The 12640-nt window shown below is 72.1% G+C and carries 15 protein-coding genes and 2 pseudogenes; 7 read left to right on the top strand and 10 right to left on the bottom strand.

The window, feature by feature from the left end; genetic code table 11:
* Nucleotides 1-182: 182 nt before the first annotated feature.
* From EV376_RS01045 to EV376_RS01055, 3 genes are read left to right on the top strand one after another with little or no spacing between them, the layout of a single operon-like run.
* Nucleotides 183-1001 carry a hypothetical protein gene (locus tag EV376_RS01045; RefSeq protein WP_130320293.1) on the top strand — a complete coding sequence of 273 codons (819 nt, stop codon included), beginning with the start codon at nucleotides 183-185 and terminating at the stop codon, nucleotides 999-1001.
* An 11-nt stretch (nucleotides 1002-1012) separates the two neighbouring features.
* Entirely contained in the window at nucleotides 1013-2929 is a 1917-nt protein-coding gene (locus EV376_RS01050; RefSeq protein ID WP_130320294.1) for a fumarate reductase/succinate dehydrogenase flavoprotein subunit, read from the top strand.
* Nucleotides 2930-3997: a succinate dehydrogenase/fumarate reductase iron-sulfur subunit gene (locus tag EV376_RS01055; RefSeq protein ID WP_130320295.1), complete on the top strand. Its 1068-nt coding sequence runs from the start codon at nucleotides 2930-2932 to the stop codon at nucleotides 3995-3997.
* 82 nt (nucleotides 3998-4079) lie between these two features.
* On the opposite strand, the gene EV376_RS01060 is transcribed toward EV376_RS01055, so the two are convergent.
* Entirely contained in the window at nucleotides 4080-4520 is a 441-nt protein-coding gene (locus EV376_RS01060; protein WP_130320296.1) for a (deoxy)nucleoside triphosphate pyrophosphohydrolase, read from the bottom strand.
* A 182-nt stretch (nucleotides 4521-4702) separates the two neighbouring features.
* Here EV376_RS01060 and EV376_RS01065 point away from each other — a divergent pair, with 182 nt between their 5' ends.
* On the top strand, nucleotides 4703-5005 hold the full coding sequence (locus EV376_RS01065; protein ID WP_130320297.1) for a 4a-hydroxytetrahydrobiopterin dehydratase: 303 nt from the start codon (nucleotides 4703-4705) through the stop codon (nucleotides 5003-5005).
* 27 nt (nucleotides 5006-5032) lie between these two features.
* Here EV376_RS01065 and EV376_RS01070 read toward each other — a convergent pair whose 3' ends face one another.
* Together EV376_RS01070 and EV376_RS01075 are read right to left on the bottom strand one after the other, a co-directional pair.
* Nucleotides 5033-5428 carry a VOC family protein gene (locus EV376_RS01070; protein WP_130320298.1) on the bottom strand — a complete coding sequence of 132 codons (396 nt, stop codon included), beginning with the start codon at nucleotides 5426-5428 and terminating at the stop codon, nucleotides 5033-5035.
* Nucleotides 5425-5778, bottom strand: a complete 354-nt coding sequence (locus EV376_RS01075; protein ID WP_207227990.1) for a DUF1801 domain-containing protein — start codon at nucleotides 5776-5778, stop codon at nucleotides 5425-5427. The genes EV376_RS01070 and EV376_RS01075 overlap by 4 nt, the downstream gene beginning before the upstream one ends.
* Nucleotides 5779-5888: 110 nt before the next feature.
* Between EV376_RS01075 and EV376_RS01080 the strand changes: the two genes are divergently transcribed.
* Nucleotides 5889-6782, top strand: a complete 894-nt coding sequence (locus EV376_RS01080) for a LysR family transcriptional regulator (RefSeq protein ID WP_130328477.1) — start codon at nucleotides 5889-5891, stop codon at nucleotides 6780-6782.
* Between the two features lie 36 nt (nucleotides 6783-6818).
* Entirely contained in the window at nucleotides 6819-7181 is a 363-nt protein-coding gene (locus EV376_RS01085; RefSeq protein WP_130320299.1) for a PH domain-containing protein, read from the top strand.
* Nucleotides 7182-7280: 99 nt separating this feature from the next.
* Here the strand turns inward: EV376_RS01085 and EV376_RS01090 are convergent.
* The 6 genes and pseudogenes from EV376_RS01090 to EV376_RS01115 form a co-directional block, all read right to left on the bottom strand.
* Nucleotides 7281-7553, bottom strand: a pseudogene (locus tag EV376_RS01090) (response regulator transcription factor); the annotation flags it as partial.
* Nucleotides 7554-7570: 17 nt separating this feature from the next.
* Nucleotides 7571-8098 (bottom strand): dihydrofolate reductase family protein, encoded by a 528-nt coding sequence (locus EV376_RS01095; protein ID WP_130320300.1) that lies wholly within the window; start codon nucleotides 8096-8098, stop codon nucleotides 7571-7573.
* Between the two features lie 85 nt (nucleotides 8099-8183).
* A complete protein-coding gene (locus EV376_RS01100) occupies nucleotides 8184-8474 on the bottom strand; it encodes a hypothetical protein (protein WP_130320301.1) in 291 nt (96 codons plus the stop codon).
* A gap of 82 nt (nucleotides 8475-8556) precedes the next feature.
* Entirely contained in the window at nucleotides 8557-9642 is a 1086-nt protein-coding gene (ychF, locus tag EV376_RS01105) for a redox-regulated ATPase YchF (RefSeq protein WP_130320302.1), read from the bottom strand.
* An 80-nt stretch (nucleotides 9643-9722) separates the two neighbouring features.
* A complete protein-coding gene (locus EV376_RS01110) occupies nucleotides 9723-10487 on the bottom strand; it encodes a peptidase E (protein ID WP_207227994.1) in 765 nt (254 codons plus the stop codon).
* 51 nt (nucleotides 10488-10538) lie between these two features.
* Complete coding sequence (locus EV376_RS01115) at nucleotides 10539-11042, bottom strand: MarR family winged helix-turn-helix transcriptional regulator (protein ID WP_486482486.1); 504 nt, start codon at nucleotides 11040-11042, stop codon at nucleotides 10539-10541.
* Between the two features lie 93 nt (nucleotides 11043-11135).
* Between EV376_RS01115 and EV376_RS30630 the strand changes: the two are divergent.
* Nucleotides 11136-11903 (top strand): annotated as a pseudogene (locus EV376_RS30630) (EamA family transporter); the annotation flags it as partial.
* A 212-nt stretch (nucleotides 11904-12115) separates the two neighbouring features.
* On the opposite strand, the gene EV376_RS30635 reads toward EV376_RS30630, so the two are convergent.
* Entirely contained in the window at nucleotides 12116-12598 is a 483-nt protein-coding gene (locus EV376_RS30635) for a hypothetical protein (protein ID WP_486482849.1), read from the bottom strand.
* Between the last annotated feature and the right edge of the window lie 42 nt (nucleotides 12599-12640).

Below are 12640 nucleotides of genomic sequence, written 5' to 3' on the forward strand. Positions count from 1 at the left end.
CGGGACACTGCCTTGCGCGGACGGCCCGCGAAGATCGGCGTAACGTGTGTCACTTAGCTGCGCCGCATCGCCGGCGTGGCCGTTGGTGTGCGCATGACGTTGGCAAACGGGTGCCGCTCAGCCGGTCCGGTTGCCCGGAACTTTGATCCGCCGCCCGTGAGGGGCCCGTCAGGGAGAGAAGAATGACAACTACGGCAACGAGGCCGGGAGGGCCGGGGGCGCGGCCCCGCGCCGCCATCTCGGCGCGGACGTTGCGTACGGACCGCTGGTGGGTGCAGCCCGCGATCATCGCCGCGATCCTGCTCTTCTTCATCGTCTACTCGACGATCCGCATCTTCATGGCGAAGTGGTACTACGTCGAGGACTACCACTACCTCACGCCGCTGTACTCGCCCTGCGTGTCGACCGAGTGCGTGCCGGGCTCGTCGCACTTCGGCACCCCGTTCGGCGACTTCCCGTTCTTCCTCCCGCTGGGCATCATCGCCTTCCCGATCGTGGCCGGGTTCCGGGTGACCTGCTACTACTACCGCAAGGCGGGCTACCGCTCACTGTGGGCGTCGCCGCCGGCCTGCGCGGTCACCGAGCCGCACAAGAAGTACACCGGCGAGACGCGGTTGCCGCTGTTCGCCATGAACTGGCACCGGTACTTCTTCTACTTCGCGTTCCTGATCCTGCTGGTCAACATCTACGACGCGATCCTGGCGTTCCGCGGCCCGGACGGCGGCTTCGGCATCGGCCTGGGCACGCTGATCATCCTGGTCAACATCGTCGCCCTGGCCGGCTACACGCTCTCCTGCCACGCCTGCCGGCACGTCATGGGCGGGCGGCTCAAGCACTTCTCCAAGCACCCGGTGCGGTACCAGTTCTGGACGTTCGTGTCCAAGCTGAACGTCCGCCACGGCACGTTCGCCATGGTGTCGCTGTTCACGGTGATCTTCACCGACCTCTACATCATGGCCGTCTCCGCCGGCTGGTTCACCGACCTGCGGTTCATCAACTGAGGGCCCCTGACATGACCACTACCACGCGAATCGAACGACACCACTACGACGTCGTCGTCATCGGGGCCGGCGGCGCCGGCCTGCGGGCGGCGATCGAGGCCCGCCTGGCCGGCAAGAAGACCGCCATCATCTCGAAGTCGCTCTTCGGCAAGGCGCACACGGTGATGGCCGAGGGCGGCGCCGCCGCCGCGATGGGCAACGTGAACAGCCGGGACAGCTGGCAGGTGCACTTCCGCGACACCATGCGCGGCGGCAAGTTCCTCAACAACTTCCGGATGGCCGAGCTGCACGCGAAGGAGTCGCCGCAGCGGATCTGGGAGCTGGAGACGTACGGCGCGCTCTTCGACCGCACCAAGGACGGGAAGATCTCGCAGCGCAACTTCGGCGGCCACGAGTACCCGCGCCTGGCGCACGTTGGCGACCGGACCGGCCTGGAGCTGATCCGCACCCTCCAGCAGAAGATCGTCTCCCTGCAGCAGGAGGACAAGCGCGAGCACGGCTCGTACGACGCCCGGATCCGGGTCTTCGCCGAGACCACCATCACCGAGCTGCTGCTCGACGGCGACCGGGTCGCCGGGGCGTTCGGCTACTACCGGGAGTCCGGCGAGTTCGTCCTCTTCGAGGCGCCGGCCGTGGTGCTGGCGACCGGTGGTGTCGGCCGGTCGTACAAGGTCACCTCGAACTCGTGGGAGTACACCGGGGACGGCCACGCGCTGGCGCTGCGCGCCGGGGCGAACCTGATCAACATGGAGTTCCTCCAGTTCCACCCGACCGGCATGGTCTGGCCGCCGTCGGTGAAGGGCATCCTGGTCACCGAGTCGGTCCGTGGCGACGGCGGTGTCCTGAAGAACTCCGAGGGCAAGCGGTTCATGTTCGACTACGTGCCGGACGTGTTCCGCAAGCAGTACGCGGACAACGAGGCCGAGGCGGACCGCTGGTACGACGACCCGGACAACAACCGGCGCCCGCCGGAGCTGCTGCCCCGCGACGAGGTCGCCCGGGCGATCAACAGCGAGGTCAAGGCCGGCCGGGGTACGCCCGCCGGGGGCGTCTACCTGGACATCGCCACCCGGCTGCCGGCCGAGGAGGTCCGCCGCCGCCTGCCGTCGATGTACCACCAGTTCAAGGAGCTGGCCGACGTCGACATCACCAAGGAGGCGATGGAGGTCGGCCCGACCTGCCACTACGTCATGGGTGGCGTGGAGGTCGACCCGGACTCGGGCGCGGCGATCGGGCACGTGCGCGGCCTGTTCGCCGCCGGTGAGGTCTCCGGCGGGATGCACGGGTCGAACCGGCTCGGCGGCAACTCGCTCTCCGACCTGCTGGTCTTCGGCAAGCGGGCGGGCGGGCACGCGGCCTCGTACGCCGACGGCCTGGCCTCGCGGCCCCGGGTGCCGGTGACGGCCGTGGAGGCCGCGGTGGAGACGGCCCTCGCGCCGCTGCAGCGGGACACCGGCGAGAACCCGTACACCCTCCAGCAGGATCTCCAGGCGGTGATGGGCGACCTGGTCGGCATCATCCGCCGGGAGGGCGAGCTGGTCGACGCGCTGAGCCGGCTGGCTGAGCTGCGCGAGCGGGTGGCCAAGGTGAGCGCCGCCGGCGGTCGCCACTACAACCCGGGCTGGCACCTGGCGCTGGACCTGCGCAACATGCTGGTCGTCTCGGAGTGCACCGCGAAGGCGGCGCTGGAGCGGCGGGAGTCGCGGGGCGGGCACACCCGGGAGGACCACCCGGCGATGGACCCGGCGTGGCGCCAGGTCAACCTGGTCTGCTCGCTGGAGGGCGACACCGTACGCCTGGACCGCAAGCCGCTGCCGAAGATGCGCCCGGAGCTGGTCGCGCTCTTCGACCGCGCGGAGCTGGCCAAGTACCTGACCGACGAGGAGCTGGCGGAGTTCGACGCCCTCGCTGAGGAGGCGGGCAAGTAGATGGGCACCAAGAGGCAATTCCGCATCTGGCGGGGCGACGAGAACGGCGGCGACCTGGAGGACTACACGGTCGAGGTGAACGAGGGCGAGGTCGTCCTCGACGTCATCCACCGGCTCCAGGCCACCGACGCGCCGGACCTCGCCTGCCGCTGGAACTGCAAGGCCGGCAAGTGCGGCTCCTGCTCGATGGAGATCAACGGCAAGCCGAAGCTGGCCTGCATGACCCGGATGTCGACGTTCACCGAGGACGAGACGATCTCGGTCACGCCGCTGCGGACCTTTCCGGTCATCCGGGACCTGGTCACCGACGTCTCGTTCAACTACGAGAAGGCCCGGGAGACGCCGGCCTTCGCCCCGCCGCCGGGCGTGGCGCCCGGCGACTACCGGATGCAGCAGGTCGACGTCGAGCGCTCGCAGGAGTTCCGCAAGTGCATCGAGTGCTTCCTGTGCCAGACGGTCTGCCACGTCATCCGGGACCACGAGGAGAACAAGCCCGCCTTCTCCGGGCCGCGGTACTTCATCCGGGCGGCCGAGCTGGACATGCACCCGCTGGACGCCCGCACCGACCGCAAGGAGTACGCGCAGGCCGAACAGGGGCTGGGCTACTGCAACATCACCAAGTGCTGCACCGAGGTCTGCCCGGAGCACATCAAGATCACTGACAACGGGATCATCCCCATGAAGGAGCGGGTCGTCGACCGCAGGTACGATCCACTCGTGTGGCTTGGTAGCAAGATCTTCCGGAGGGGCCAGGTGCCTCAGACCAGCGTGACCAGTGAGTACTCCCCGGGCGCGGTGCACGCGCACGCGACGGGCCCGGCCGGGTTCCACTCGCACGCGGGCGGCTCGCACGACCCGCGCTCGGAGGTGCAGGCGCAGCAGGGTGTCAACTGGCACCGCGAGGTGCCGAAGCCGACCGCCCCGGCGGTCGACGCGTCCGGCAAGCTGCCGCTGACCGAGCTCACCTTCGACCGCGCGGCCGCGCCGTCCCCGTTCGGCGACGACGTGACGTTCCCGCTGCCTCCGGAGCACCTGAACTTCGCCCACCCGGAGCAGGACAAGCACTGAGAGCACCGACGATGACGGGGGCCACGGCACACGCCGGCGGCCCCCGTCCGCTTTCCGACCGGGTCTCCGCTTCGGGGGCGGGTCAGTGGGCGGTCAGGAGGGGGCGGAGTGCGGCGACGATCGGCGCGTCGGCGGGCAGCCAGGTGACGCTGTCCAACTCGGCTGCGGACAGCCAGCGCAGCGCCGAGTGTTCCAGGGCCTGCGGCTGGTCGCCGTGCAGCAGGCGGGCCGCGTACACCTTGAGCACGGACCGGCCGTGTGCCATCCGGACGTTGCGACCGACGCGGTCGCCGATCTCCACCCGGACGGCCAGCTCCTCGGCGCACTCGCGGGCCAGCGCGGCGGTCTCGCTCTCCCCCGGCTCGACCTTGCCGCCCGGGAACTCCCACATGCCGGCCACCTCGGGCGGCGCGGAGCGGGCACAGGCCAGCACCCGCCCGTTCTGGATGATCGCCGCGCCGACGATCACCTTCAGCTCCCGTCGCTCGACCCGCCCACCGTCGTTAGCCCGTTCGGTCCGCACGGGCGTCCAGCGTGCCAGATCAATCGGCGGTTTGGGTACCGTGGCCGACCGTCAGGCCAGGAAGACACGGAAGTGTGGCCGTGGACACACTCACCGTACGGCGAAAGACTAGGGCCACCGGCAAGACACGGGATGGCGACGGTTTGGCCACAAGCCGGCAACGGCGCCTGGGAGGTGTGGTGATGCGCGTGCTGTTCGGGCGGGGGAAGCACGACTATCTCAGCGACGCGTTGACCCTGCTTCCGGGGTGGACGCGGGAGGGCGAGCAGATCCGGCGCACTCTCGTGATCGACGACTCGCAGCACGCGGCCCTCACCGAGCGGGTCAAGGTGGTCGCCGACGCGCTGCACCTGCGACCGGAGATCAACCGCCGCGCCGACCACACGCAGATCCGGGTCGGGCACGGCAACGCGCCGCTGACCGAGGGCGAGGTCCTGCTGGCCGCCCGCATCGAGGACGCGTACCGCGCCGTCACCGAGTCCTGAGCACCCGCCGCCGACCGCCCCGCCCGGTCAGGCCCGCACGTCCTGCGGGTACCACCGCAGCTCGACGGAGTTGCCGTCCGGGTCCCGCACGTACACCGAGGTGGCGCTTCCCCGGGCGCCGAAGCGGCCGACCGGCCCCGCCAGGACGGTGAAGGCGCCGGAGGCGACGACCTCCGCCCAGTCCAACGGCTCGACCACGAGGCAGAAGTGGTCGACGTTCGTCCCGCCCCGCTCCCCCTGGACCAGGTCGATGATCGTCTCGGGGCTCACCCGGACCGACGGAAACGGGACCCGCCCGGCCCGCCACTCGGCCACCCGGACCGGCGCCAGACCGAGCCGGTCGCAGTAGAAGCCGAGTGCGCGCTCGACGTCGGCGACGGTGAGCACCAGATGGTCGAAGCCGGTCACCCGCACGGCACTCACCGCGTCTCCAGCTCGTACGCCCGGCGCAGCCACCCCGTGAAGAGCGCCGCGTCGACGTCATCGGCCGCCCGGAGCTTGACCGAGGCCATCCGCCGCGCGCCGGGGACCAGCCGGCCGGACGGGTCGGCCACGTCCTGCCCCCGCCACAGCCCGAAGGTGACGTGCGAGGCGTACGGCTTGAGCAGGCAGATCGGCTGCGCGCCGGGCCGGCCTCCGAGACCCCAGACCGGGTGCCCGTGCCAGACCGCGCCGGTCGCCTCGGGCAGCGCCGCCTCGATGACGCCGCGGAGCCGGTCGGCGGTCTCCCACAACGGGCCGTCGAGGGCGGCGAGGTGATCGGTGATCGTCATGATGTTCCCTTCCGGATCGGTGCCTGCCCTCACCCTCCGCCGGTGGCGCGCCGCGACCAAGACGAGATCGCACCACTATCGTTGAGCAGGACTCAACGATGGGATGTGACGTGCTGGAACGCCACGAGCTGGAGACCTTCCTGGCCCTCGCCGAGGAGCTGCACTTCGGCCGGACCGCCGAGCGCCTTCGGATCAGCACCGGCCGGGTCAGCCAGGTGATCCGCACCCTCGAACGCCGCGTCGGCGCCCCGCTGTTCGCCCGGACCAGCCGGGTCGTCCAGCTCACCCCGATCGGCCGGCAGCTCGCCGACGACCTGGCGCCGCTGGTCGCCGGGATCGACGAGGCGGTCCGTCGGGCCACCGAGGCGGGACGTGGCGTGACCGGGCGGCTGCGCGTCGCCTTCCTCGGCGAGTGGACCGCGCCGGTGCTGCTCAAGGCCGTCGCGCTGTTCACCGAGCGGCACCCGGAGTGCCAGGTGGAGGTACGCGAGGTCCAGCTCTTCAACTCTCGGCGCAGCCTGGAGGACGGGTCCATCGACCTGCTCCTGGCCGCGTACCCCTTCGACGGCATGGCCTGCGGCCCGGCGCTGTTGGAGGAGGCCCGGGTCCTCGCGGTGCCGGCCGGCCACCCGCTGGCCCGGCGGGCGTCGGTTTCGCTGGAGGTGCTCGGCGACCACCCGGTGGTGCAGTACCCGGCGGCCACCTCGGCCGGGTTCAAACGCGACCGCACGCCCGAGCACACCCCGTCCGGCCGCCCGGTGCCGGCGGGGCCGGTGGGCGAGACCTTCTCCGAGATGCTCACGCTGGTCGCCCTGGGCCGGGGTGTGCTGCCCGTCGGGGAGCACACCCGCCGCTACTACCCGCGCCCGGACGTGGCGTACGTACCGATCAACGACGCGCCACCGATCCGGCGCGGCCTGGTGTGGCGGGAGAGCGGCACGACGGCGCGGATCCGCGCGTTCGTACGTGCGGCGAGCGACGCCTACCCGCCGCCGACCACTTGATCTTGAAGGTGGCCCGGCCGGCCTACCCTGGGGGTCATGGCGAACGCGACGTACGACCGCAAGGAGCAGTTCCAGCAGATCCAGAGCGGCCTGCTGGAGGGCGAGCAGATCATCGCCGTCTACGACGCCGTCGGCACCGGCACCGGTTTCATCGGCCTCACCGACCGGCGCGTGATCATCCAGGACCGCTCGTTCATCGGCAAGCGGTACGCGATCACCAGCATCCCGTACTCGAAGATCACCAGCGTGAGCGTGGTCAGCAACAAGTCGTGGGGCGGCTCGTTCTTCTCCACCGGCGCGATCGCGATCCACGTCGGTACGCACACCTACGAGGTCGAGTTCCGCGGCGCCCAGAAGAGCCACCACGTCCACAACGTGATCCTGCACTACATCAGCTGATCCGTGGCGAGCCGAGGCCACCTGTCCCGGCATCGGTACGGCGGATCGACACCGCGGCGGCGGGAAGGAAGGTCGCCGGTACGCGGGGGGTGCGGTTGGTCAGACCAGGCCGGCGTCGTGTGCCAGCAGTGCGACCTGGGTGCGGTTGGCCAGGTCGAGCTTGGTCAGGACGTGGGAGACGTGGGCCTTGACCGTCGTGAGGCTCATCGTCAGCTCGGTGGCGATCTCGGCGTTCGAGCGCCCTTGGGCGATGGCGACGACGACATCGCGTTCGCGCGGCGTGAGAGCGGCCAGCGTCGCCCGGGCCCGCTCGTAGGCGGCGGCGCCGGAGGCGACGTGTCGCATCAGCCGCCGCGTCACCGCCGGGGACAGGGATCGGTCGTCGTGTTTCAGCGGACCACGCGGTACCAGTGCGCGCCCTCGCCGGGGATCGGCGCCAGCCGCACGGTGGTCCCGCCCGCGTGTTCGAACATGCGGACCCCGTCGCCGAGCAGCACCGGAGCGAAGAACATCAGGACCTCGTCGAGCAGGCCGGCCTCGATGCACTGCCGGGCAACGTCCGCGCCGAGGATGTTCACGTACCTGTCGCCGGCGGCCTCCTTGGCCTGCGCGACCGCGCTGTGCAGGTCGCCGACGAACGTGACGCCCGCGGGTGGGTCGGCCGACGGCCGGTGCGTGAGGACGAACACCGGTCCGTGGTACTGGCCGCCGAACGCCCCCTCCTGGTCGGTGCCCCGGTTCGGGTCGTCGCCCCCGAAGGTGCGGTTGCCGACCAGGAGCGCGCCGACGTTGGCGAGCAGGCGCTCCGCCGTCGGGTTCTCGCCGGCGAGGTGTTCGGTCAGCCAGGACATGTCACCGCCCGGCCCCGCGATGTAGCCGTCGAGCGAGGCCGTCGCCGAGTACAGCACCTTGGCCATGGTTCTCCTTCCGCCGATGAGGTCAGTCATACCGACGGCCGACCGCGGGCGAAATCATCGGCACGACTTGCTGGATGTCGGGGCGTCACCGGCGCCGGGACACGTCGAGGTAGCCGGTGTCGGGGTCGATCATCGCGAGGAAGGCACGGATGTGCGCCTCCATTTCGGCCAGCGTCATCGGCGGGTCGGCGGGCCCGGAGATGCCGAACCCGTAGTCGTGCGGCCCGCTGAGCCAGTCGAAGTCGTACGAGCCGGGGTGATCGGCCCGTACCCGGACGCGGAAGTCCTGCCCGTCCACCGTCAGCAGGACCGGCTCGCCCTGGTGGCGGGGCGACAGGTGCGCGGGCGCCAGGCCCGGTTCCGGCTCGCTCGACATGCCAGCTCCTCCCCCCGCCAGCGTAGGGGTCGAGCCCGCCGGCCCGAACAGCCCTGGGCAGGGCCTGCTGACCAGGCCGGATTCAGACGTTGAAGCGGAACTCCACGACGTCGCCGTCCTGCATGACGTACTCCTTGCCCTCGATGCGGACCTTGCCCGCCGCCTTGGCCGCCGCCATGCTGCCGGCCGCGACCAGGTCGTCGAACGAGACGACCTCGGCCTTGATGAAGCCGCGCTGGAAGTCCGAGTGGATGACGCCCGCGGCCTCCGGCGCGGTCGCGCCGACCGGGACGGTCCAGGCCCGCGCCTCCTTGGGGCCGGCGGTGAGGTACGTCTGGAGCCCGAGCGTGCGGAAGCCGACGCGGACCAGTTGGTCGAGCCCCGGCTCGGACTGCCCGATCGACTCCAGCAGCTCGCGGGCCTCCTCCTCGGGCAGGTCCACCAGCTCGGACTCGATCTTGGCGTCCATGAAGACGGCCTCGGCGGGCGCGACCAGGGCGCGCAGTTCGTCGAGGAACTCGGCGTTCGCCAGCTCGGCCTCGTCGACGTTGAAGACGTACAGGAACGGCTTGGTGGTGAGCAGGTGCAGCTCACGCAGGTGTTCCAGCTCGACGCCGGCGGCGGCCGCCCCCGCGTACAGGGTGGTGCCGCCGTCGAGGACGTCGACCGCCGCCTTCGCGGCGGCCAGCGCGGCGGCCCGGTCCTTGCGGAGCTTGGCCTCCTTCTCCAGCCGCGGCACGGCGCGGTCCAGGGTCTGGAGGTCGGCGAGGATCAGCTCGGTGTTGATCGTCTCGATGTCGTCGGCCGGGGAGACCTTGCCGTCGACGTGCACCACGTTCGGGTCGGAGAAGGCACGGACCACCTGGCAGATCGCGGAGGCGTCGCGGATGTTCGCGAGGAAGGCGTTGCCCCGCCCCTGGCCCTTGGAGGCGCCGCGCACCAGCCCGGCGATGTCGACGAACGACACCGGCGCGGGGATCACCTTCTGCGAGCCGAAGATCTCGGCCAGCTTGTGCAGCCGCTCGTCCGGCAGGCCGACGACCCCGACGTTGGGCTCGATCGTGGCGAAGGGGTAGTTCGCGGCGAGCACGTCGTTCTTGGTCAGGGCGTTGAACAGCGTGCTCTTGCCGACGTTGGGCAGGCCGACGATGCCGATGGTGAGACTCACGACGGGCCAGCTTACGCCGCCGCCCGGCAGCCACCCGCACCTGCCTCGGGTTCCCGTCGACGCCCCGCCGGGCCGAGCGCTCAGTCGAGCAGGCGCGGCCCGATCGGCGTCTCCCGGACGCTGCCGTCCGGGCCGCGGCTGACCTCGTACGCCGACACCCCCGGCCGGTCCGCGACCGCCTCGACCAGCCGCTCGCCGCGGTAGAGCAGGCCGGTGCCGTCGTCGGTGCAGTGCGACGTCGGCAGCGTCCCCTCGCCCACCAGCCGGTGCATGAGCGGCCGGCGCTGCTCCTCGCTGTCGTAGTGCACGCCGTTGCCGTACGGCAGCCAGCCCAGCCCGTCGGTGAAGCCGCGCAGGGTGCGCCCGAAGCTGTCGGTGGCGCCGCCGGCGTGCCAACAGATCGAGCCGGCGGAGACCCCACCCAGCACGACACCGGCCTCCCAGCACTCGCGCAGGATGTCGCCGAGGCCGTGCACCCGCCAGACGGCGACCAGGTTCGCGACGCTGCCGCCGCCGACCCAGAGGATGTCCTGCGCCCGCAGGTGCGCCCGGACGTCCTCGACGTTCGGCATGGGGAACAGCGCCAGGTGGCTCATCCGGAACCGGGTGCCGGCGAACGCCTCGTACACCCGGGTCAGCGTGCTCGGCTGGTCCCCCTCGGCCTGGTTGAGGAAGCAGATCCTCGGCTCGGGCCCGGCCCCGGCCAGGTCGGCGGCCAGGTCGAAGACGGGATTGATCCGCCGGGCCGCGCCGTCCCCGCGCGGCGCGTAGATGCCCATGCTGGTGGCGAGGATGGTCGGGTCGCTGGCGGCCACGCTGGTCCTTCCGTCGGGTGCGTCGCCCATCCTGCCGCACGTCCGCGGGCCGCCGGATCGGGGCCGGCGCCGCCGCGCCGGTCACCGTTCGCGGTCGGTCACCGCGTCGAGGAGGGTACGCAGCAGGTCACCCAAGCGCTGCTGGTCCTCGGGGGGCAGCGCATCGAGCAGGCGGCGCTGGACGGCCAGCCCGGCCTCCGCCGCCTCCTCGACCAGGGCGCGGCCCGCCTCGGTCAGCGTGACCTGGAGGCCCCGGCGGTCGGCGGGATCGGGCGACCGGCGTACCAGGCCGGCCCGTTCCAGCCGGTCGAGCCGCCCGGTCATCCCGCCGGAGGTGAGCATCAGCGACGCGGCGAGCGCCTTCGGCGCCAGGGTGTACGGCGAGCCGGACCGGCGCAGCGCGGCGAGCACGTCGAACTCGCCCCGGCCGATCGACCACCGGGCGTACGTACGCTCCTGCTCGTCGCCGACGAGCCGGGCGATCCGGTAGATCCGGCCGAAGACGGCCATCGGCTCCGGTCGCATTCCCGGCCGTTCCCGCCGCCACTGCTCGACGATGCCGTCGACGTCGTCCTGCTGCGCCACACGTGGATTGTGCCGCACCTCGCACCTCCCATTTTAGCTTGCCTGTAACTAGCTTAGCGCTAAGCTGCTTATCCGGAAGCTTTAGGAGGAGCGATGGACCGCCGCCACCTCGACCCCCTGATCACGGCCGTCACGCCGGTCACCTGGGGGACGACGTACCTCGTCACCAGCGAGTTGCTGCCCCCGGACCGGCCGCTCTGGTCCGGCGTGATCCGGGCCCTCCCCGCCGGCCTGCTGCTGCTCGCCGCCACCCGGCACCGGCCGCGCGGATCCTGGTGGTGGCGGTCGGCCGTGCTCGGCGCGCTGAACATCGGTGCGTTCTTCCCGCTGCTCTTCCTCGCCGCCTACCGACTGCCCGGCGGGACGGCCGCCGTCCTCGGCGCCACCCAGCCGCTGCTGGTCGCCGGCCTGACCATGCTGTTGCTGCGCGAGCGACCGCACCCGCGAGCGCTCGCCGCCGCCCTCGCCGCGCTGGCCGGTGTCACCCTGGTCGTGCTCCGGCCGGGCGCCGGGCTGGACGCCCTCGGCGTGGCCGCCGGCCTCGCCGGCACCGCGGCGATGGGCACCGGTCTGGTGCTCACCCGGCGCTGGGGACGCCCGCCCGGGGTGGGCACGCTGACCGCGACCGGTTGGCAGCTCACCGCGGGCGGCCTGTTGATCGTGCCCGCCGCCCTACTGGTCGAGGGGACGCCACCGGTGCCCGGCCCGCCGGCGCTGGCCGGGTACGCCTGGCTGGCCCTGGTCGGCACGGCGCTCGGGTACGCCCTCTGGTTCCGCGGCGCGGCACGGCTGCCGGTCACCCAGGTCTCCCTGCTCGGCGCGCTGAGCCCGCTGACCGCGGCCGCGCTCGGCTGGGCGGTGCTGGGCCAGGCGATGACCGGACCGCAGCTGGCCGGGTTCGCGTTGGCGGTCGGTGCCACCGTGGCCGGCCAGGTGCCCCCGCGTCGCGCGCCCGGTGAACCCCCGCGCCGACCGGCGGGGCCCGCTGAGCCGCCGCGCCGGCCGACCGGGGCCGGTGAACCGCCGAGCCGGACGGCGGCGCCCGGCGCGCCCCGCCGGGCCGCGGCCTCCGGTCAATCGCGCGGGCCCGGCTGGCCGGCGATGACCGGCTCGATCGGCACTGCCCCCGGGGCCAGCTCGGCCGCCGCCGCGAACGGCAGCGTGAAGCGCGCCTCGGCGGCCGGGCCGGCCGGATATGACTCGCGGAGCATCCAGCGGACCTCGTCGGCCGTCCAGCCCAGCCCCGGCCGGGCGGCGATCTCGCGGAGCAGGCGCAACGCGGCCCGGGTGTCGTCGTCGTAGAAGCGCACGCACCAGTGGTGCACCCACATGCCGAGGGCGCGCAGCCCGTCGGCGTCGAGGGAGCGCACGAGCCGGCCGCAGGCGGTGTCACCGAACGCCTGCGCCGGATCAGCGGCGCGATCGCGGTCGAGGGCGCCGACCGCCGCCGGAGCCACCGCGCGCATGCGGGCGTAGAAGCCCTGCGTGACCGCCCGGTCCGGCGGAGGGTGCCCGCCCCCTGTCGACGCCGCCTGCCGACCCGCCCCGCTCGCCATCGCCGCACCCTTCTCTTGAGTTGGTGGCGGGACGGTACCGAC

The organism is Micromonospora sp. CNZ295 (assembly GCF_004217535.1).

Coding starts and splice junctions, on each gene's coding strand:
- EV376_RS30635 (WP_486482849.1), bottom strand. CDS start 12,598: ATGGCGAGCGGGGCGGGTCGGCAGGCGGCGTCGACAGGGGGCGGGCAC.
- EV376_RS01065 (WP_130320297.1), top strand. CDS start 4,703: ATGCGCGTGCTGTTCGGGCGGGGGAAGCACGACTATCTCAGCGACGCG.
- EV376_RS01045 (WP_130320293.1), top strand. CDS start 183: ATGACAACTACGGCAACGAGGCCGGGAGGGCCGGGGGCGCGGCCCCGC.
- EV376_RS01100 (WP_130320301.1), bottom strand. CDS start 8,474: ATGTCGAGCGAGCCGGAACCGGGCCTGGCGCCCGCGCACCTGTCGCCC.
- EV376_RS01110 (WP_207227994.1), bottom strand. CDS start 10,487: ATGGGCGACGCACCCGACGGAAGGACCAGCGTGGCCGCCAGCGACCCG.
- EV376_RS01085 (WP_130320299.1), top strand. CDS start 6,819: ATGGCGAACGCGACGTACGACCGCAAGGAGCAGTTCCAGCAGATCCAG.
- EV376_RS01095 (WP_130320300.1), bottom strand. CDS start 8,098: ATGGCCAAGGTGCTGTACTCGGCGACGGCCTCGCTCGACGGCTACATC.
- EV376_RS01075 (WP_207227990.1), bottom strand. CDS start 5,778: ATGACGATCACCGATCACCTCGCCGCCCTCGACGGCCCGTTGTGGGAG.
- EV376_RS01050 (WP_130320294.1), top strand. CDS start 1,013: ATGACCACTACCACGCGAATCGAACGACACCACTACGACGTCGTCGTC.
- EV376_RS01055 (WP_130320295.1), top strand. CDS start 2,930: ATGGGCACCAAGAGGCAATTCCGCATCTGGCGGGGCGACGAGAACGGC.